This is a genomic window from Staphylococcus sp. GDY8P198P, from assembly GCF_017891615.1.
In the GTDB taxonomy this organism is placed as follows: Bacteria; Bacillota; Bacilli; order Staphylococcales; family Staphylococcaceae; genus Staphylococcus; species Staphylococcus cohnii.
This window is the reverse complement of the sequence record NZ_JAESJQ010000001.1, coordinates 280620-301837: the sequence shown is the minus strand read 5'-3', so window position 1 is coordinate 301837 and position 21218 is coordinate 280620. Positions and strand designations below refer to the sequence as shown.

At 33.8% G+C, this 21218-nt stretch carries 20 protein-coding genes; 6 read left to right on the top strand and 14 right to left on the bottom strand.

The annotated features are described in order from the left end of the window. Together KA824_RS01205 and KA824_RS01200 are read left to right on the top strand one after the other, a co-directional pair. Entirely contained in the window at positions 1-741 is a 741-nt protein-coding gene (locus tag KA824_RS01205) for a cyclase family protein (protein ID WP_107386463.1), read from the top strand. Positions 742-1195: 454 nt separating this feature from the next. Beyond that, positions 1196-3097: a diflavin oxidoreductase gene (locus tag KA824_RS01200; RefSeq protein WP_107504863.1), complete on the top strand. Its 1902-nt coding sequence runs from the start codon at positions 1196-1198 to the stop codon at positions 3095-3097. A 331-nt stretch (positions 3098-3428) separates the two neighbouring features. On the opposite strand, the gene KA824_RS01195 is transcribed toward KA824_RS01200, so the two are convergent. Next, positions 3429-3590, bottom strand: a complete 162-nt coding sequence (locus KA824_RS01195) for a hypothetical protein (RefSeq protein WP_181187411.1) — start codon at positions 3588-3590, stop codon at positions 3429-3431. Between the two features lie 324 nt (positions 3591-3914). Here KA824_RS01195 and KA824_RS01190 point away from each other — a divergent pair, with 324 nt between their 5' ends. Genes KA824_RS01190 through KA824_RS01180 form a run of 3 tightly spaced genes read left to right on the top strand, consistent with a single transcriptional unit; the run spans position 3915 to position 5279 of the window. Next, the gene (locus KA824_RS01190) at positions 3915-4355 is read left to right on the top strand and encodes a LytTR family DNA-binding domain-containing protein (RefSeq protein ID WP_107504862.1); all 441 of its coding nucleotides are present in this window, start codon (positions 3915-3917) and stop codon (positions 4353-4355) included. Beyond that, positions 4352-4822, top strand: coding sequence for a DUF3021 domain-containing protein (locus KA824_RS01185; protein WP_107523293.1), 471 nt, complete (start codon positions 4352-4354; stop codon positions 4820-4822). The genes KA824_RS01190 and KA824_RS01185 overlap by 4 nt, the downstream gene beginning before the upstream one ends. Continuing rightward, positions 4815-5279: a DUF4188 domain-containing protein gene (locus KA824_RS01180; protein ID WP_107384165.1), complete on the top strand. Its 465-nt coding sequence runs from the start codon at positions 4815-4817 to the stop codon at positions 5277-5279. Before KA824_RS01185 ends, KA824_RS01180 begins: the two co-directional genes overlap by 8 nt. Positions 5280-5474: 195 nt before the next feature. Here the strand turns inward: KA824_RS01180 and KA824_RS01175 are convergent, their stop codons facing one another. The 13 genes from KA824_RS01175 to KA824_RS01115 all read right to left on the bottom strand — a co-directional run bounded on the left by KA824_RS01175 (position 5475) and on the right by KA824_RS01115 (position 20038). After that, entirely contained in the window at positions 5475-6659 is a 1185-nt protein-coding gene (locus KA824_RS01175) for a thiolase family protein (protein ID WP_107384166.1), read from the bottom strand. A 34-nt stretch (positions 6660-6693) separates the two neighbouring features. Beyond that, a complete protein-coding gene (gene fadB, locus KA824_RS01170; RefSeq protein ID WP_107504859.1) occupies positions 6694-8949 on the bottom strand; it encodes a 3-hydroxyacyl-CoA dehydrogenase/crotonase FadB in 2256 nt (751 codons plus the stop codon). A gap of 44 nt (positions 8950-8993) precedes the next feature. Continuing rightward, a complete protein-coding gene (gene fadE, locus KA824_RS01165) occupies positions 8994-10202 on the bottom strand; it encodes an acyl-CoA dehydrogenase FadE (protein WP_019469790.1) in 1209 nt (402 codons plus the stop codon). Positions 10203-10274: 72 nt separating this feature from the next. Beyond that, on the bottom strand, positions 10275-11801 hold the full coding sequence (fadD, locus tag KA824_RS01160) for a long-chain-fatty-acid--CoA ligase FadD (RefSeq protein WP_107523295.1): 1527 nt from the start codon (positions 11799-11801) through the stop codon (positions 10275-10277). A gap of 18 nt (positions 11802-11819) precedes the next feature. Beyond that, on the bottom strand, positions 11820-13394 hold the full coding sequence (gene fadX, locus KA824_RS01155; protein WP_107523296.1) for a fatty acid degradation protein FadX: 1575 nt from the start codon (positions 13392-13394) through the stop codon (positions 11820-11822). 355 nt (positions 13395-13749) lie between these two features. After that, on the bottom strand, positions 13750-14097 hold the full coding sequence (locus KA824_RS01150) for a MerR family transcriptional regulator (protein ID WP_107386048.1): 348 nt from the start codon (positions 14095-14097) through the stop codon (positions 13750-13752). 46 nt (positions 14098-14143) lie between these two features. Then, entirely contained in the window at positions 14144-14464 is a 321-nt protein-coding gene (locus KA824_RS01145; protein WP_107384172.1) for a hypothetical protein, read from the bottom strand. Positions 14465-14497: 33 nt separating this feature from the next. After that, positions 14498-15256, bottom strand: a complete 759-nt coding sequence (locus KA824_RS01140; protein ID WP_107386049.1) for an SDR family oxidoreductase — start codon at positions 15254-15256, stop codon at positions 14498-14500. Positions 15257-15449: 193 nt separating this feature from the next. Then, entirely contained in the window at positions 15450-15830 is a 381-nt protein-coding gene (locus KA824_RS01135) for a DUF3021 domain-containing protein (protein WP_107523297.1), read from the bottom strand. A 20-nt stretch (positions 15831-15850) separates the two neighbouring features. Continuing rightward, entirely contained in the window at positions 15851-16309 is a 459-nt protein-coding gene (locus KA824_RS01130) for a LytTR family DNA-binding domain-containing protein (RefSeq protein WP_107523298.1), read from the bottom strand. A 461-nt stretch (positions 16310-16770) separates the two neighbouring features. Continuing rightward, on the bottom strand, positions 16771-18147 hold the full coding sequence (locus tag KA824_RS01125; protein WP_394858324.1) for an MFS transporter: 1377 nt from the start codon (positions 18145-18147) through the stop codon (positions 16771-16773). A 121-nt stretch (positions 18148-18268) separates the two neighbouring features. Then, positions 18269-19069 carry an HAD family hydrolase gene (locus KA824_RS01120; RefSeq protein ID WP_107386052.1) on the bottom strand — a complete coding sequence of 267 codons (801 nt, stop codon included), beginning with the start codon at positions 19067-19069 and terminating at the stop codon, positions 18269-18271. Positions 19070-19153: 84 nt separating this feature from the next. Continuing rightward, complete coding sequence (locus KA824_RS01115) at positions 19154-20038, bottom strand: AraC family transcriptional regulator (RefSeq protein ID WP_107523299.1); 885 nt, start codon at positions 20036-20038, stop codon at positions 19154-19156. Positions 20039-20143: 105 nt separating this feature from the next. On the opposite strand from KA824_RS01115, the gene KA824_RS01110 reads away from it, so the two are divergent. Next, the gene (locus KA824_RS01110) at positions 20144-21061 is read left to right on the top strand and encodes a DMT family transporter (RefSeq protein ID WP_107523300.1); all 918 of its coding nucleotides are present in this window, start codon (positions 20144-20146) and stop codon (positions 21059-21061) included. Positions 21062-21218 lie beyond the last annotated feature (157 nt).

Sequence of the window (21218 nt, the reverse complement as noted above, 5' to 3'; positions counted from 1 at the left end):
ATGAATTATCCACTATGGGAGCAGTTAGAACAATTAAAAACTTCAACATGGGTAGATTTAACCCATACATTTGATGAAACCATTCCATGTTTTAGTGAATTTGAACGCGCAAAAGTCTCTACACTATTTAATGTTGCTGACGATGGCTTCTATGTCCAAAATTGGAATATTGTGACTCAGTATGGGACACACATAGATGCGCCGATACATTTTGTCGAAAAAACACGCTATCTTCATGAGATTGATTTAAAAGAACTCGTATTACCACTAGTTGTTTTAGATTTTTCACAAGAAGTAGCAGCTGATGCTGACTTTATTTTAACGCGTGAGCATATTAAGCAATGGGAAGCTGAACATGGTTCAATCGAACCTGGCACTTTTGTTGCCTTTCGTAGCGATTGGTCCAAACGATGGCCAGATATTGAACGCTTTGAAAATAAAGATGCAGAAGGACAACTTCACTTACCTGGTTGGGGCTTGGATGCCTTACAATATTTACTAGAAGATAGACAAGTCAAATCTATCGGCCATGAAACATTCGATACAGATGCTTCCATAGATGTTGCCAAAAATGGTGATATTGTCGGTGAGCGTTACGTATTAGGTCAAGATACTTTCCAACTTGAGTTACTAACGAATTTGGATCAACTGCCTACACGAGGTGCCATTATTTATGCTATTAGTCCAAAACCAAACAAAGCACCTGGATTTCCAGTACGTGCCTTTGCTATCAAACCATAAACATGATGCGAAACCGTCCATTTCGCCTCTATAATATAAAACTTATAAAACCTAGCCATTATAATATATAAGAAATTGAGCACTTCTTATATTGATATTTCTCTTTTATAAATAATAAATAAATTCTAAAGTATGATCATGTTGATACGTAACTATTTGAAATGATACTACACAGATCATTATCATTTGCTGTTTATAGAAGCCAACATATTAAATCATATTACCAACTTAATTGGGGCGGGAATTTGATATCAAATACCATATTTGATTTCTATCCCGTCCCACTTTTATTGAATAAATACATAGGTCATAAGTTGGATTTTTGACAGATGATAATCTCTATCATTTAAAAAATTAAAATCAATGTTATACTTCAATTAAATTCTATTATATAAATAGCGTGTTATTGTTCATGCTTTACTATAAATTTTTAATACAATACGAGGTGACCTTTTTGGAATTAAATAGAACAAATTCCCCTTTTGATGAAAATCAATTGGAACTTATACAACAACTCATGCCAACACTGTCATCAAATCAACAGTCTTGGTTAAGCGGCTATTTGCTTAATGCTTCTACAGATGAAGGTGACCCATTACAATATACTGATCATCCTGAACCATCTGAGCACTCAAACGCAACAGCTGAATCAACATCATCCATTCACACAACTACTGCTGAAGCACCAACAGAAGATACGTCACATTCGACAATATCTACAGATGAACCCATCGAAGTTAACATTTTATTTGGTACAGAAACAGGCAATGCTGAAGAAATTGCTGATGAATTTGAAACGAAATTAAAAGAACACGATTTTACAGTTCACACGTGGGAAATGGATGACTTTCCTCAAGAGGACTTATCGAAAGTTAACCATGTGTTTATCATTACCTCAACGCATGGCGTGGGTGAACCTCCGATTAATGCGTTAGATTTTTATGACTACCTGCATAGCGATGAGGCACCAGATTTAAGTCATTTAAACTTCTCAGTACTCGCGTTAGGTGATCAAGATTACCCTGATTTCTGCCAAGCAGGTAAAGATTTCGACAAAATCTTAGGTGATTTAGGCGGTCATCGTTTAGCTGATCGTGTTGAATGTGACTTTGATTTTGAAGAAGTATCTGAGCAATGGATTATTGACATGCTTGAACTTTTGTCTCAAATGTCTCCCGGTACTCAAAACAATGAACCCAAAGATGAAGATGTTGTTGTCGAAGAACCACAAGCAGCTTATTCAAAAACACATCCATTTTATGCTGAAATCATCAAAAATAGTGTGTTAACTGAACCAACTGCTACCCGTGAAGTCAGACATCTTGAATTATCTTTAGAGGGATATGGCGAAGCCTATGAACCTGGAGACAGTTTAGTAATTATCCCTAAAAACAATCCAGAACTTGTAGCAGAAGTGATCAATACATTGAGTTGGGATAGCACAACAACCATAGATATAGACAATAGTGGCAATAGTGCTACTATACAAGATGCACTTACGAATGAGTTTGAAATTGCTAAATTAACACCATCTATATTAAATAATGCAGCTGCATTATTTGGAAATCCTATGCTAAATGCAAATGTACAAAACAAGGAATGGGTGCAAGATTATATTTATGGCAGAGATTTCATAGATTTAATTAAAGATTTTACACCTGTCGCGCTGTCACCTGATATGCTAAAAGACTTATTAAGAAAACTGCCACCTAGAGAATACTCTATTGCCAGCAGCAATCAAGTAAACCCACATACCGTCCATATAACTGTACGCGTGGTTAAATATGAAGCACATCATCGTGAACGCCATGGCGTATGCTCTGTACAACTTGCAGATCGTACACAATTAGGCGATAAATTACCTGTTTATCTTAAAAAGAATCCAAATTTTAAATTCCCTTATGATGAGCAAACACCAGTCATTATGATTGGAGCAGGTACTGGCATTGCGCCTTACAGAGCATATCTCCAACAAAGAGAACATTTAGGACTTAAAGGAAACCAATGGCTCATATTTGGAAATCAAAATGTCGATGCAGATTTCCTATATCGTAATGATTTAGAATTATGGCTAGATCAAGGCGTGCTTAGCAAACTAGATTTAGCATTTTCAAGAGATACAGAAAATAAAATCTATGTTCAACACCGAATTGAAGAAAATGGGGCAGATTTTTATCAATGGCTAACAAATGGTGCAACCATTTATCTTTGTGGTGACAAAGAAGAGATGGCAAAAGGTGTACACCAATCCTTTGTCAATGTACTCATTCAGCACGGTAACTTTAATCAAGCACAAGCAGAAGACTATTTAACAGAACTAATTAAAAATCAAAGATATCAACGTGATGTTTATTGATAGTTGCGCCAGACACTACGCTATCATCCCATCGCTTTTAATCCTACAACCACCTCAGCGATTACTTTAAAGTCAATCGTACAGAAAGTAGACAAACCCTTCGCATTAATTTGCGAAGGGTTTGTTTATTTTCTATTTATATCGTTTTTTCAAATAGAACTTTCCCCCTTGAACTAATCTTTATTCGTTAATTTCATTATTTAATGCTTCTTGAAAATGGAGTGTGTCCTTCTCAGCTAATTCAGTAGTATACTTATTCTTATTTGCATTTGCTTTAATATGCATAGAATCAATAAATAAAGATGAGTGATCTATTAAATTGTTTTGATAGCTATTTCTTATATTTTCTCAAATATTTGTCTTCGACAAGTTCATATACAAAATTTAAATCTAATATCTCATCGACTTTACGTAATAAATGACTATTAGCGACTAAGTTAAAGATAGAAATCATTTCATATTGATCTCTTTTATCAATTGATTTATTCAACATAATAAACACCATCACTGCTTAATTTACATATATTATCATATTGGCAGTCATTTATGCCGACTCCTGCGGGATAGCACTAGCCGAAGACTACAGGCTAAGGCAGTGCCCGCGGAAAGCGTGTATAAAAAACTGCCAACAAAGTCGGAGACTTTGTCGACAGTCTTAGCAATTACTTTACAGTTAATCGTATTGAGGTGGTTTTTTTAATGCTAAATATACCGTTAAGTATGCCATTTAGCATATGATTACGACCACTTATCCATTTAGTATGGTAACCCAGACATATATTTGTTTTACTTATCATAAGAAGGAGGCGAACTGAGCATGGATGTGAAAGTAATATATAATCAAAATTTAGACAACAATCAAATCATCATTGAAGTAAATGAGCACACTGAACACGTAAATGACATCGTTAACTATATTAATAAATTATCTAAAACTAAATTATTTCCCGGAAAATATAAAGGAGAAACACACTTTATAAAACAAGAAGACATTATTTCATTTCGCATAGAAAATAAAATCTTAACTATGATTACTACAGATAAACAATTCACCATGAATCAACGACTATACGAAATCAAATCTCAACTCAACACCTATTTTTTACAAATTTCTAAATCTGAAATAATCAATATTAATTATATTGATTATTTGAAACTCAATAAAAATGGCACAATTGAAGTTCGTTTTACTAATAGTGATTTCACTTATTCATCAAGAAGGTACTTACCATTAATCAAGGAGGCATTAAAATTATGAAACGTTTATTACACGGCGCAATCACAGGTATTGCTATTGGAGTTATAATTTCGTTATTGTTTTCAACTATTTTTTCACATAGCTCATTTCATCCAGTTTCTCCTGTCTCAACAATGGGTCATTTATACTTTCAATATTTAAGTGAATTACAAACGATGTTTATCGCAGTTACCATCTGGGCATTAATTGGTATTACATTCAGTTTTGGGGAGCTCATATTTTCAAATTCTAGAAAATCTTTATTATTTAAAACTTCACTTCATTTCACCTTAATGTTCGTCATCATGCTACCTTTAGCAATACTAGCGGGCTGGTTTCCACTTAAAGTTTCAGCTTTATTATCTTTTGTCGTCATCTATACCATTGTCTATTTTATCATTTGGTCAATAGAAACGAAGCGTAACCAACAAGATATCAATGAGATTAACGCTATGCTTTCAAAAAGGAAGGATGAAAAACATGAATAAAGGTAGATACACTGTAATACCCAATTCATCGGTCACAGTTTTTCTAATAGGGCTTCGTATAAACAAATGGCATAAAATTCATAAATGGTTACCTGTACTCTTATCTATGCCACCTATGCTCAGAGAATTATCAAAAGACCAAACGCTGGGTTGTTTATCTTTTGAAATGCTATTTAAATATCGTGGTGTGATGATTGTTCAATATTGGGAATCTAATGAAAAATTACTTTCTTATTCAAAAATGCCTGTACATTTAAAAGCGTGGCGGCGATTTATGAAAGAACTTAAGCATAATGATGCTGTAGGTTTTTATCATGAGACTTATAATGTCGATGCGAACCAATATGAAAATATTTATATAAATATGCCAGATTTTGGTTTAGGAAAAGCGCGTAAAAATGAAAAAGTAACCAAAGCTACACACACTGCTAAACAACGCTTACGTACACAAACCTAACCTACCAATACTTATCATGTCTTATCGCTATAGATATGATAAGAATATGCTAAAATAATTTTTTGGCATAGAAATGCTCCCTCCAAGTTTCATTTTTTAAATGTCACTTTGAAGGGAGCATATTAATTGTCCTAGACGCATTCCTAACAAAATATTAATATTTCAGAGTTTTATTACTACTTAATCTTTAAATTATTACCTTACATATTCAAAGATACCTGCAGCACCCATACCAACACCGATACACATTGTAACCATACCATATTGTGTATCTGGGCGTTTTTTCATTTCTGAAAGTAATCTGCCGACTAACATCGCACCCGTAGCACCCAATGGATGACCTAAGGCAATTGCACCGCCATTAACATTTGTCTTTTGAGTATCTAAACCTGTCTCTCTCATTGAAGCGATTGTTTGAGATGCAAAAGCTTCATTCAACTCTACTAAATCAATATCATCTACATTCAAGTTTGCTTGTTTTAACACTTCAGGAATTGCATAGGCAGGCCCAATACCCATCAATTTAGGATCTACCCCAACTGCTTTAAAGCCTACGAATCTTGCAATCGGTTCTACGCCTAATTCCTTCACCTTTTCTCCTGACATAACGACTACAAAGCCTGAGCCGTCAGTCAAGGGTGCCGAGGAGCCTGCAGTCACTGTGCCATCTGCCTTAAAAACAGTGGGTAATTTAGATAATGCTTCTTGATTCGTATCTGGTCTAATCAATTCATCATCTTTAAATACTTCCTGCGATACGACTGGGCCATTTTCATTATAATCTACTTTATTCACTTCAATCGGAATAATTTCATCTTCAAATTTACCTTCTGCTTGTGCTTTAGCAGCACGAGCATGACTTTGTACTGCATAGGCATCTTGATCTTCTCTAGAAACCTTATAAGTTTCAGCAACCATTTCAGCAGTTAAACCCATCGGATAAGAAACACCAGAATCTTCGTCTTGCAGAATTGGGTTATTGGTCGGTTCATTGCCTCCCATCGGTACTGCACTCATTAGTTCAATACCTCCGGCAACAAGAATGTCCGCTTGGTCCGCTTTAATTTGATTTGCTGCATGTGCAATCGTTTGTAACCCTGAAGAACAATAACGATTGACTGTTTGACCTGGTACTTCATTAGGCATTCCTGCTAATAAAGCAATCGTTCTAGCAATATTTTGCCCTTGCAAGCCTTCTGGAAATGAATTCCCAACAATGACATCTTCAACCATATTAGGTTCAAACGAACCTCCAACTCTTTCTAAAACACCTTTCAATACTTTTGCAGCAACTTCATCAGGTCTTTCATGAGTCATTGCACCATTTTTTGCCTTACCAGCTGCTGAACGTCCATAAGCTACTATATATGCATCTCGCATTTAGTTTCACCCTTTCTTCTATAATGTTCGATTATTAGTTGCGTAGTGGTTTTCCTTTTTCTAACATATGAGAAATTCTATCGTATGTTTTTTTATTTTGAAGTAATTCTAAGAATCTTTCTTTTTCAAGTTTTTGTAAATATCTTTGATTTACATAGGTGTTACGTGGAACATCTCCACCACTCAGTACTTCTGCAACCTTCAATGTTATTTCATAATCGTAATCACTAATAAAGTGACCTACACGCTGTGCATCTAATTGACCTTCTGCTAAGGCTTTAAAGTCTCGGCCTAAAGCGATGTATTGAGATTTTGGAAGTGGTACATAATTTGCTTCGGATTCATAGCGCGCACGTTTCAATGCAATTTCAATACGTCTTTCGGTATTTAAAATAACCGTATCTGTTTCTTTTAAATAGCCATATCTCTTAGCTTCATAAGCATTTGTAGACACTTTAGCAAAACCAATCTGCATTAAAATTTTAGTAATAGACGCTTGTTTATCATCATTTTTATGATTTGTACGCATAATGCGATCCGTGAGTTCTGCGAGTCCGCCACCTGCTGGCAATAAACCTACACCTGTTTCTACAAGACCAATGTAAGACTCACTTGCCGCTACAACAATTGGTGAATGTAGTACGAGTTCGCAACCACCGCCTAATGCACGTCCTTGAACAGCTGTTACAACAGGTTTCAATGCATGTTTCAGTCTCGCAAATACATGATGTAATTGTTCGACCGCTTCACCTACTTCAGAAACTACTTTTCCGTCTTCATGTGCTTTCTTCATTTGATATAAATTAGCACCTACACTAAAGTTGTTACCGCCTGCGTAAATCACCATGCTCGTAAAGTCTTCATTTTCAAGCTTATCAATAGCTTCTAATAAGTCAGATAAAAAGCTATTTGAAATGACATTATTTTTACTTTGTAATTTTAATAATAGTTGATCTTTATTTGCTATAGATAAATTAGAATCCGATCTATCCCACAACTCTGAATCGATATAAGCTGTTACTGGTGTTACGCGTTCAATAGATTCACCTTCAGCATAAAATGCTTCGTTGCGTTGCTCAATCCAATCTGGTAATTGACCTAATTCTTCTTTCATACGAGATTTAACACGTTCATATCCCATTAAATCCCATAATTGGAATGGTCCTAATTTCCAGTTAAAGCCCCAAACTAATGCGCGATCAATATCTTTAAAATCTTCCGCAGCTTTTGGTACATTCACTGCTGAATAGTAGAAATTATTTCGCAATGTTTCCCATAAGAATACGCCCGCATCATCTTGCGCATTAAAGATAACATCTAAATTTGAGGCAAGATCTTTACTAAAGCGACCTAAAATTTCTAATTGTGGGTGTTTAGGTTCAACATAGTCATTTTGCTTATCATCATATACATAACGCTGTTTATTTACTTTTTTATAAAAACCTTGTTTTGTTTTATTACCTAATGCACCATTTTTTGCTAATTTTTCAGAAAGTGCTACATCCTTGAAGAATGGTTGCTCTTCTGGAATTTTTTGTAATCCTTTGATCACAGCCATAGCAATATCTAATCCTACTAAATCAGATAACCCATATGTGCCCATTTTAGGTCGACCAATACTGCGACCTGTTAATGCGTCAACTTCAGTAATAGAGAAACCTTGTTGTTCTGCTCGATACATAATATCATTCATTGTTTGTGTGCCGACTCTATTGGCAACAAATCCAGGTACATCGTTTGCTACAATTACACCTTTACCTAATACATCTTCTGCAAAAGCTTGTACCCGTTCGACAACCTCTGAATGCGTTTGTTTATTTGGGATAACTTCCACTAATTTCATTATTCTTGGTGGATTGAAGAAGTGCATACCGAAAAATCTTTCTTTATCACTATCGTCAAATACCTCTGCAATTGCTTCAATTGGAATACCTGAAGTATTTGTTGCAAACACTGCATCGTCATTTGCTACTTTTTTAACTTGATCCCAAATTTGATGCTTTATGTCCACTTCTTCTTTCACTGCCTCAATATATATATCTGCATCATCATCTTGTAAATCTTCATTGAAATTACCATATGATAAGTTTGAGGCAAATGATAAATCAAACAGTTGTGGACGTTTAGGATTTGTTATTACTTCATAAGCCTTTTTCGAGATTTTGTTTGGATCATTTTCATCAATGACAATATCCAATAATTTAACTTTTAAGCCTGCATTTACAAGTAGTGCAGCAATTTGACTACCCATTGTTCCTGCACCTAGCACTGTTGCTTTTCTTATCGTCATACTAAACCCTCCAATTTTTTCATTAACCATTTAAGCATAAATTTTTATATAAATGCGGAATCTCCTGTAATTGCTCTGCCGATAACCAGTGCGTTGACTTCGTGCGTACCTTCATATGTGTATATCGCTTCTGCATCCGCAAAGAAACGAGCAATATCATACTCTCCAGCTAAGATACCGTTACCACCATGAACACCACGACCCATAGCTACAGTCTCTCTTAATCTTAATGAATTCATCATTTTAGCTGTTGAAGTCGCTACTTCATCGTATTCACCGTTAGCCTGCATACGTGCGAGCTGTGCGCATGTAGCCATGGCTTGTGCTAAGTTTCCTTGCATCATTGCCAATTTTTCTTGAATGAGTTGGAATTTACTAATTTCTTTACCAAATTGTTTACGTTTTGTTACGTAATCTGTCGTTGCTTTCAATGCACCGGCCATTGCACCTGTTGCCATATATGCAACACCTGCACGTGTTGAATATAAAACTTTCGCTATATCTTTAAAACTATTGATATTTTGTAAGCGTTGTTCCTCTTTGACAACGACATTCTTCAAACGAATTTTTGCATTAGGTACGATTCTTAGTGCAATTTTATGTTCTAACAGTTCAATTTCTACACCTTCTTGGCTTGGTTCAATAATGAAGCCTTTAGGTTTTCCTGTTTCAACATCTACGGCATAAACTGGCATAACATCTGATACATTTGCTCCACCAATCCATTTCTTTTCACCATTAATAATCCATTCATCGCCTTGACGTTTTGCAGTTGTTTCTAATCCACCTGCGACATCAGAGCCATGTTCTGGTTCCGTTAGTGCAAAGCAAGTACGTAATTCATGCGATTGTAACTTTGGTAGGTAATATGCCTGTTGCTCTTTACTACCGCCAAACCAGAATGAATTATGTCCTAATCCTTGATGCACACCTAGCAACGTTGCTAAAGATACATCAAATCTTGCAATCGTATATGACATGAAAAATTGGAACATTTGACTCGGTGTACGAGCGCCTTCACGTCCTTCAAAAAGCAATGGATTATTAAAATAGTTAAGTTTACCTAACTCGTCAAAATAATCTTCTGGCTCAGTGGCATTTAACCAATGTTCATTGACAGAATCACGATACTTTTCTTCTAACATGTCATTCAATTGTTTTAATAATTTAACTTCACCTTCTGTTAAATCTTTTCCAATACTTAAAATATCTTCTGGGTACAATGCTTTTAATGTTTCTTCTTTTGTTGGCATAATAAAAACCTCCATTTTTTGATAGCGCTTACATTTATAGTAAAAAAATTTTGTGCTTTTCAGCATTTTACTTTAATTCAAATCGTCAACATCTTTTGCTTCTTGTTGGGCTTTCTCATTCATGTATTTCTGAAGTTCTAATTTGTCTGCTTTTGACGTTGAATTCAATGGCATGTGTGTCAATTTCAGATATAATCTCGGTATTTTATAACCAGCTATATTTTCACGCATATGCGCATCTAATTTTGCTTCAAAATCCGGGTCATCTTCGGTAAGTACAACTGCTGCAGCAACTGATTCACCATATTTAGGACTGTCATATCCAACGACAACACCTTGAGCTACGAGTGGGTGTTCTGCTAATACCGTTTCTACTTCGGAAGGTAAGACATTTTCACCACCAGTAATAATCATTTCTTTACGACGATCAACAATATAGACATCACCATCTTCGTCTACTTTTGCTAAATCACCTGTTAAGAAATATTCGCCATGAAATGTTTTTGCAGTTTCTTCCGGTTTGTTCCAATAACCAGGTGTTATATTATTACCACGAACGCCAAGTTCACCAATTTCACCAACTTCTACTTCTTCAAAATTATCATCAAATATACATATATCCATAAACATGACCGGCTTACCAATACTGCCTGGTTTCTGTGCACCATTCTCAGGTGTATTAACCATGACTAGCGGTGCTTCAGTTAAACCATAACCGTTAATAATTGAATAGCCTAAGCTATTAAATTTCTTTTGTACCATTGGTAAAGGTGATGAACCACCTTGAATTAAGAAATCGATACTTTCAAAGTTTTTTAGATCGAAATTTTCAGCTACTAACATGGCGTAATACATCGTTGGAATCTGAATTAAATAATTAGGTTGGTACTGAGCCATTAAATCATTTAACGCTTCGCCATTAAAGTAACGCTGTAATATCAGTGTGCCGCCAGCCATTAATAGAGGCAGTGTCAAATCGTTAAATCCTAAGACATGAAACATTGGTGTGGAAACAATTGTTGTATATGTCGAATTAATTTTATAAGTCAGTGCTATATTAATTGGATTATTTACAAAAGAATCGTATGAAAACATAACGCCTTTAGGTAGCCCTGTCGTACCACTTGTATACATTAATGACGCTAAATCGCTTCCTTCCACACTAACAGTATTGAATGGACGGTGTTGCGAAGGATCTACTATTTCATCGTATGCTTTTGAGTCAATATCCATGTGTAGCAAATCATCTGCAATACCTTCTAAACTTGAAACATGCTTCTCAGCATAAAAAATGAGTTTGACCTTGGAATCTTCAATCACACTTTTTATTTCCTGTGTTTTCAAACGCCAGTTAATTGGCAAGTATACAGCACCCAATTTAAATGAAGCGAACATCAAATCTAATAATGCTACATCATTAGGAGTGAATATACCGACGACATCACCACGTTTTACACCTTGATCTTGTAAATAATTAGCTAAATTTTCTGCACGAATATTCAAATCTTGATAGGTCCATTCTGTGCCTTTGAATGGGTCAATCACTGCGGCTTTTTCATCGTCAAATGTCGCTCTCGTTTTAATCCAGTCGTAGTTCATATTTTTCTCCCCCTTAGTTTAAATACGATAATCCGACTTTATTGCATCAGACAATCCTCCCCACTTATCTTGATAGATATCGCTATTCATTTCATTCAAATGTGTTGCAATGAGCGGCTTGAATTCCATATTTGCTAGAACATCCCGCTCTAAATCAAGACCTGGAGCTATTTCAATGAGTTTTAATCCTTGTTGTGTAAGTTCAAATACAGCCCTTTCGGTGACAAAGTACACCTCTTGATCAAGCAAAAACGCATTTTCAACATTGAAATCGATATTATCAATTTCATTGATAAATTTTGGTATATGACCTTCTTGTTCTACATTTACCTTGCGCTGTTCATAACTTAGTTGACCCCCGACAACTAACGAACCGGAAAAGACAATTGTTTTTACCGTTTGACTTATGTCGATAAATCCACCACAGCCATTCATTTTATTGCCAAATTTTGAGACATTTACATTACCTTTGGAATCTACTTGAGCAAAACTTAGAAATGCTATATCAACACCTCCGTTATAAATGAAATCCCAAGTCATATCGTGTCTCATACGTGCACTTAAGTTATAGTTCATACCAAAATATTTTCCGCTGCTAATCAAACCACCAAACACGCCTGTATCTATATTGGGCTGTACTAAATTATTAACGCCTTCTTCAGTTAAAAGATTGGATAACTCATTATTTATGCCAAAACCAATACTGATGACATCACCTTGAAGTAAAAATTGAGCAGCACGTCTCAAAATTACTTTTCGAGTGTTCAATGCTATATATGGTTCTCGCATCTCTGTAATTTGATAATGTCCTGAAAGTGCCGGATCATAATACGTTTGAATCACTTGTCTATGATATTTTGGATCACGGTTCACCACAATATAATCTACTAATTTACCAGGTATAAACACTTCATTTGGATTGAAACGACCACTTTGAATCACTTCTTTAACTTGAACAATGACTTTACCCTTATTTTTATGCGTAGCTGCTGCTAAACTAAAACCTTCTCCTAAATGTGTCTCATGCTGCATGTAAATATTGCCCTCTTCATCAGCATATGTACCTCTTAGTAAAGCTATATCAATATCTGGAAAACGGTAGTTCAAATAAGTGTCATCATTTATATTTATTAAAGAAACTAAATCATCAGTCGTACATGAATTGACTTTGCCACCTGAATAACGTGGATCCACGTTTGTATTTAATCCAATTTTAGTAATCGGACCTGGAAAAGCTTCCGTACTTCCACGATAATGTGTGGTTATTACACCTTGAGGCAGGAAGTAAGCCTCTATTTCATTGTTTTGCATTGCTTGAATCGTTAATGGTGAACCAGTAATAATACTCGTGATTAATCGTTTGACCATACCCCTTGAAACAAATGAATCTAAATCATAACTGTCTCCTCTATAATCACTAATATCATTTGCAAGCATGAACGTTAAATTATTAAGTGATTGATCTTCATCATATTGTTCGACTAACGTTTTAAGTATCTCAGCTGGTAAATTTGCTGTAGATAAGGCTGCCAGAGCTATAACATCACCTTCATTTACGATGTCTTTCAAATCTGAAAATGGAATAATTTTCATACAGTTTCTCCTATCTATGTTTAATCCAACTATTAAAGTTTTGAGTTATAAATATCTCCTTTCTTTATGTATGTAAGCCCTTACATGTAATATACCATTATTTTTGAAATTTATGCAAAAATTTTAAATTTTACGTTTATAGTGAATTGTGAAAATACGCACAACATCCGCTGTGACAGTTTTAGAAGTGGGTTAAGAAAAATATGAAAATAGTTGAACGAGGGGTATATAAATCAAATAGTTTATCAAAAAAGTAAATATGTCTTAAGATGATAAAAAAGAATCTGGGACAACATTGATTCGTCCCAGATTCTTTTTTATCGTATAGATTTTCTCTCTTGTACTGTACTTTTATCTATTCATTCTCCAACAATTTAAATTTTTTTTCTAGAGTTTGAAGTCCTTGATCTATAATCTTTTTTTGTTCAATTAAATTTTTTTGATGTTCCAAAAATATATTTTTTCGCTTCGTTTTTGTGTCACTTCCTTGATGATATAACTCCGCAATTTCTTTTAACGTTGATATGGGCATATGTGTCTGACGCATACATTTTATAAATTCAATCCAATATAAATCTTCTTCTGAAAAATCTCTATAACCATTCTTATTTCTCTGAACAAATGGAAAAAGTCCTGCTTTATCATAATATCGAATGGTATGTTCACTGATGCCTAAGTTATCGGCAACTTGTTTTACTTGCATAATTTACCTCCTAAAAAAAGGTGACTTTATAAAGTCACCTTTTTGTCTATTTCATAAGTTGAACCAGTAAATCTTCATAGTCATTATCAATGATAGCTTCAAATCCAAATGTCGATGTCATATCGTTCTTTAATGACTCCACACTATTATAACCAATGTGTTCAGGATCATCTATATTTAAACCAATGCCTTTAATATCATTATGGAATAAATTATTTTGATGCGATAGCTCAATAATCTCTTCAGCTAATGATTTAACGTAATTATGACTTGGCACAGATACACTTTTTTCATCTATTACCTTTGTTTCTGTAATAATTTTGATATCTGTTTCTTTCCCTTTAAATATTGCTAAAAAGTAATTCATATCAAAATGACCTCCTCATGATTAATAAGTAAACTAGCGTGTCGTATAACCGCCGTTAGCAAATAATGTTTGTCCGTTGATCCACCATCCATCTAAAGTTAAGAAAATAATAATTGGCGCGATGTCTTCTATTTTTGTAAGTTGGTTATGAAGCGCTTGAGATTTATGGAATGCTACAGCATCTTCGCTTTCTTGTGGGTAGAAGAATGGCGTATCCATTGGTCCAGGAGCGACCGCGTTTACTGAAATGCCTCTATCCATAAACTCTGATGATGCTGCACGTGTATAATGCTCAACAGGCGATTTGCCTCCAGCATAAGTTGAATAAAAGCCTGTGTATGCAGCAAGCAATGCAGTGGCTAAAGTGATGATTTTACCATTATCATTCATAGATTTTTCAGCATATTTAATAAAGAAATAAGCTGATTTCGCGTTGATGTCTGCCATACTATCAAATTCTTCTTCAGTCGTTTCTGAAATAGGTTTTTTAAGCACTTTACCAACAGTATTTATTGCAATATCAACTTTTCCAAATGTCTCTTCAGCATGTTGAAATAAAGCTTGGACATTATTAACGTTTGTCAAATCACCAGAAAATAATGTACCTTCTCCGCCTAAGTTTTCAACTTTTGTAAGTGTCGCTTTTGCATCATCTAAAGATTTTTCATCATGGTGATGGATTACTAATTTGGCTCCTTCTTTAGCGTAAGTAGTACTTAATAAACCACCAAGGTTCTTAGCACCACCAGCAATAACTACAACTTTGTCCTGTAGACTATTAAATTTACCCATATTATATAACCTCCTTTAAATATATTCCAACCATAAACCTTAGAGTGCGATATCAAGCAAGAGATTATTGAAAAATACTAATTATTTTTATGGTATCTTTGTATCATTCGGATGTGCTGTACTGTAAGCGAAAATGATTATATTGCTATTTTCTTTTGAATTTTACACCCATGCTTTTGTGCCAAATTCTATTTTAGTTTTTTAGTTTAGCGTTAACTTTTTTACTGTGTTTTATATTATTAATAAAAAATATAAACCATAATATTAGAAAAATAATCACAAATATAGTAATTGATGAAACTACTGTGGAAACCTCCATTGGTAACCAATGATTAAGATAAGCTACAGCAATAAATGAAATAACACTACCACTTAAATGAATGAATAATTGCAGTAATAAAGGTATATTATCTACTACATAAATACTAGATAATAAACCACAAACGGCTCCAAAGAAATATATTCCTATTACATCACCAAAACCAATGCTCATATGATTAGCTGCGAGAAATATAATCGTAATGCTACTGCTAAATCCAACACCTTGTAACATTTCTTTTAAGATTCTTTTCATTATAATCCTCTCCTTATATGTTATATGCCTAATGCTTTATTTAAATTTTTGACGTATCTTCGAGATATAGACACTTTTTTACCATTCGTAAGTGTAGCTATTAGATTACCTGAGAATGATGGGTTAACTTTCTTTATAAAATGAACATTAATAATTGATGATTTAGATATTTGTATAAAGAAAGCTCCGGCCAATTTATGTTGTAATGTACTTAAAGACATGCGTGTTGTAAGTTCTTTTTCTGTTGTCGTAATTGTGATTTCTTTATCAAATATTTCAGCGAACATAATATCTGATTTACTGATCATGAATATACCTTCTGATGTTTTAATCCCTAGTTTATCTAAATTTGAAAATGTGAAATTATTAATGTGTTCTAATAAACTTTCACCTGTTTTTCTATCAAAAGTATTGATGTTTACTTCTGTTATAGTGCGAACTTCGTCTATTTTCAGATGAACTCGTACGTCACTTTCCATAGTACCGCCCCCTCTTTTTACTTATACTATATAATTCCCTTCTATTTTGTCAGTACTTTTATCGTAAGAGGTCACCAATATAACGTAACCGGTCGGAAACATAACTATAAAATTCAAACGCTTTTCTAACATCGTTCATAGTTTCATTTTTAATAAAAAACGAAGCACATTAAAAATTAGCCAGAGACATAAAGTTCTTGGGCAAATGGGACGTATTTTGGCGAGACTCTTGAGGGAACAGGACAAGCTGAAGACTACAGGCTGAAGCTGTCCCCTAAGAAAGCGAGCCAACAATACGAAGTATTGAATTAAAAAGAAGCACTCAGATGAATTAAATCATCTGAGTGCTTTTTCTGGGATTTATGTACCAGACTCATAAACATTTTATTTTTTACTGTCTATTTGACAAGGTGCCTTTTAAATATGAAATTTATAGCACAGTATCATTTATAAATAAATGCTTAAGCTTTTATATTTTTAGGTATAATGATTTGAGTCAGAATCACACCAATAATCATAATTGATAAACCTGTTAAAAATGAAGTAGTTGCAGCTACACTAGCACTATGGTTGACTTGTACTGCTGCAAAAATAGTTGTGTTAAGCGCAATTCCTAGCGCGCCACCTAGTGTTGCACACATTTTGTAGATACCTGAAGCTAAACCAACTTTTTCATCAGGTATGGTTAAAATTGCAACTGTAATTCCTGGTGTAGCACATAAACCATTTCCTATAGCACAAATGACAAAGCCAAACACGACAATGCCTACGTACCAATCTGTTGGTAATACAGTTAAACTAATAAACATAATTCCTATTGCTGGAAATAATGGTCCTACTAATAACAGTGGCTTACCACCAAAGCGTAAGGATAATTTTTCTCCTAAACGGATCATCACAACTGCCATAATGACATAAGGTACAGTCACAAGACCTGCTTGAAAGGCATTTAACCCTAACTCTGTCTGCGCATACATATTAAATACTGTTGTTGTACCTACGCCAGAATTGAGTACAACATTGATCATTGAAGAACCCACAAATCCACGGTTTCGAAATAGTGAAAAATCAATGAATGGTGCATGTTTTTGTCTTTCAAAGAATATAAAGACAACTGTAGAAAGTACAAAAATTACAAGACACGTAATTGAAAAGGTGCTGAACCATCCTTGTTCAAATCCTTGTGTAGCAAATAAAGTAATACTTCCTATTAAAACTGCAAATAAAAACATCCCAATATAATCAAATGGTCTTGTGTCAATTTTTTCTTTTTCTACTTCTTCTGTTCCCCACAATAACCAAAATGCGATAATTGAAATAATAATAGAGATGATAAAGTTAGATTGCCAATTGACATATGTAGCTATCAATCCACCAACCATCGATGCTAAACCGATACCACCAACACTACCAATCATCAAGTAGCTAAATGCTCTACGCATTTCTTTACCTTTAAATTGCTCATTTATCACGCCTACAGTAGAAGGAAGTAAAATAGCCGCAGAAAGTCCTTGCAGCATACGTCCTACCAATAAGAACGCTGTCACACTAGATACAATAATGAGTAATGAGCCTAAAATACTAAAAATGATACCAATATAAGTCATTTTTAGTTTTCCTATTTTATCAGAAACATCACCTGCACCTACCATAAAAATACCAGTAGCAAATGATGCTAAACTGACAGATAAGTTAACAACACCTGGTGTTGTTTGGTAGGTATTTTGAACCTGTGTAGATATATTAATAAACGATTGGGCAAAAAGCCAATACGTTAACACACTTAACACAATAGCTAAAATCAATTTGTTGTTTGATTGTTGCTTTGTACTCACGATGCATGAGCCTCCTCATCTAAATATTGCATATAAAAATACGCACTAGATAGATATTATCATACAAAGTACAATTTATTTTATGATTTTTTACTATTTTTCTAATTCAATTAAAAATTTACTTTTATTTGAATCCTAAAAGTAAATTTAAAGTTTGTACAACACCATCTTCATTATTATTAATTGCAATTAAATTAGCCTCTTTTTTTAATTCGGGATAGGCATTATCCATTGCGACTTTATATTTGGCAGCTTTAAATAAGTCTAAATCATTATATCCGTCACCAAATGCAATAGTTTCTGCAGGCGTAATTTGAAGTAAATTCTGAATTCGATTAATTGTGGTTCCTTTATTCACGCCCAAGTCTGCAATATCAATCCATGCCTCATCTGAAGCTACGATATAAACGTCTTTTTCAAAATGTTTTAGACGGTCGGCAGTCTCTTTACAATGACCACTTGCATCATGAACTGTAATTTTTAATAAATCTTCTTCAATATCGTTATAATCTTTAATATAGTTCACATGTTGATAAGAACCATGCACGTGCCTTTTCTCTGACTCCGAAATATTGTCTAACACATAAGCGCCAGTTTTTGAACAAGCCAGAATAGTTTGTGTATCATCAATTTCCCTTATCGTATCAATAATTTCTTTTGCTTTTTCATTTTCTATCTCTGCATTGTAAATAAAATCTCCATTATATTTAATTCGTGTTGCACTATCACCTACAATAAATGTATTTGTTGCGAGGTCTCCTACGATATTTTCCACACGTTCACATTGTTTACCAGTACAAAAAACAAAGCGGATATCTTGATCTGCACAATTTTCCTTTAACAGTTGAAAAGTCTCACTATTAAATTGGCTGTCATCATTTAAAAATGTGCCATCCATATCTACGACAATCAGTTTAATATTCATAAAAAATCCCCCTTTATTTAGCATTAAACTCATTTTATCTACTTATCATTATAATTAACAATTTTTCTAATAAACATTGAATCATTACTTAGTGGCAGTTTGCTTTTTCTGAAACTGTTTTGGTGTTAACTTGTATTTTTCTTTAAAAACTTTTATAAAATAACTCGTTGTTGAAAAACCACATGCCATTGCAATATCTGTAATTGTGTAGGGATATTTACTACGCAACATTCTTACGCTGTGCTCTAATCGTAAATTCACTAAGTATTGCATAGGGGTTTGGTTTACATAGTATTTGAAGCATCTAACCGTTTCAGATTTACTCATATGAATCTCTTCACTTAACATTTGTAATGAAATTTTCATGTGAAAATGACTTTGTAAAAACGTCATCAGTCTTTTAATACGGTAGTCAAAATAGTATCGTTTTTGTTCATTTACTACTGCTGAATGTAACAATAACCATTTTATTGCTTTATAATATTTAGCAGTAATCTCTAGTTCAAAATATAAATTTTGATTTTCATATATTTGCCCAGCTGAGTTAATAATCTCTATAAGTTCTTGTTGCTGTTTTTCATCTTGAGATAAGTATATATACGGCACATGATGTGCTTTATTCATAATTTCTGACACATAATTAAATTCTACATAATTGGTAGTTTCTGGTATCTCAATATTCCAACAAAAATACTCTGTATGCGACACTTCACTTGTTAACTCATGCACAACATTTGAATTGATAAAAAGCCCGTCACCTTTTTTAACATTAAATGTGTCGTCACCAATTGAAACATTGAGTGCTCCATTAATCACATACATGAATTGCAATGCGTGGTGCCAATGTATAGGAATGTAGCCAAATATCGTGCGATTTAAATATGTATGTAAAATAATATGTTTCCATTGTTTATCAGGAAATTGTATTAACTCTTCTCTTGTATTTTCTACGATAATTTCTTGATACATAAATTAGACCCCTCAATATTTTGTTATTTTAAGCTCATTTTTATATATTATATCGTGTATTTTCACGCTATAGTATGAATATATTAATATTTAACAGGTGATGATATGGTAAATGAAACAAAATTTCGAATCGTAGGTATTTTATTAGCAATTGTAGGAGCATCCTTTTGGGGACTCGGTGGCACAGTATCAGATTTTCTTTTTCAACAAAGGGACATTGATATCAATTGGTATGTAACTGCGAGGTTATTAATCAGTGGCTTCTTCTTATTAATGATTTACAAAATAATTAATAGAAAATCTTCATTATTCGATATATTTAAAAATAAACATAGCCTATTCCAACTTTTTATTTTTTCAATTTTTGGTATGTTGCTCGTTCAATACGCTTATATGGTGTCTATCAATTTCGGTAATGCAGCAATCGCTACTTTACTCCAATATATAGCGCCAGTATATATCATTATTTGGTATGTTATCAGACGTAAAGAGCGCTTTAAACTTTTTGATTTGATCGCGATTGTCCTTACATTATCAGGTACCTTTTTGCTACTAACCAACGGATCTTTTAGTAAACTTGTGGTATCTACACCGAGTGTAATTTGGGGGATTATATCTGGTTTAGCACTTGCGTTCTATACACTTTACGCAACACAATTATTAACTCGGTTTCCGTCTATTTTAGTTGTCGGTTGGGCAATGTTAATTTCAGGCATTGTCATGAATTTCAAAGCACCTATATGGCAGTTTGATTGGTCCAATTTAACAGGATCGACTGCACTTTATTTAACTTTTGGTATTATTGCCGGAACTGCTATAGCATTCTTTTTCTTTATTGAAAGTTTAAATTACTTATCAGCAAAAGAAACCACACTTTTCGGCACAATCGAACCTGTTATGGCCATATTAGCAAGCGCGCTTTGGCTTAATGTTACATTTCGTAGTTTTCAACTTATTGGTATTCTACTGATTATCGTACTCATTTTAGCTTTATCCTTAAAAAAACAACATAACATAGAATAAACAATTCAACTTAAACTCAAAACATGATATATAAACTTATAAGATGCTGTGATGGCCAGCATTATACTTTTTATCCTACTACCAATTAATAATATCTATAATACTTTACACACATTAAAAAAACGTTCTCTAAAATAGACACTAAAAAGTGAAAATT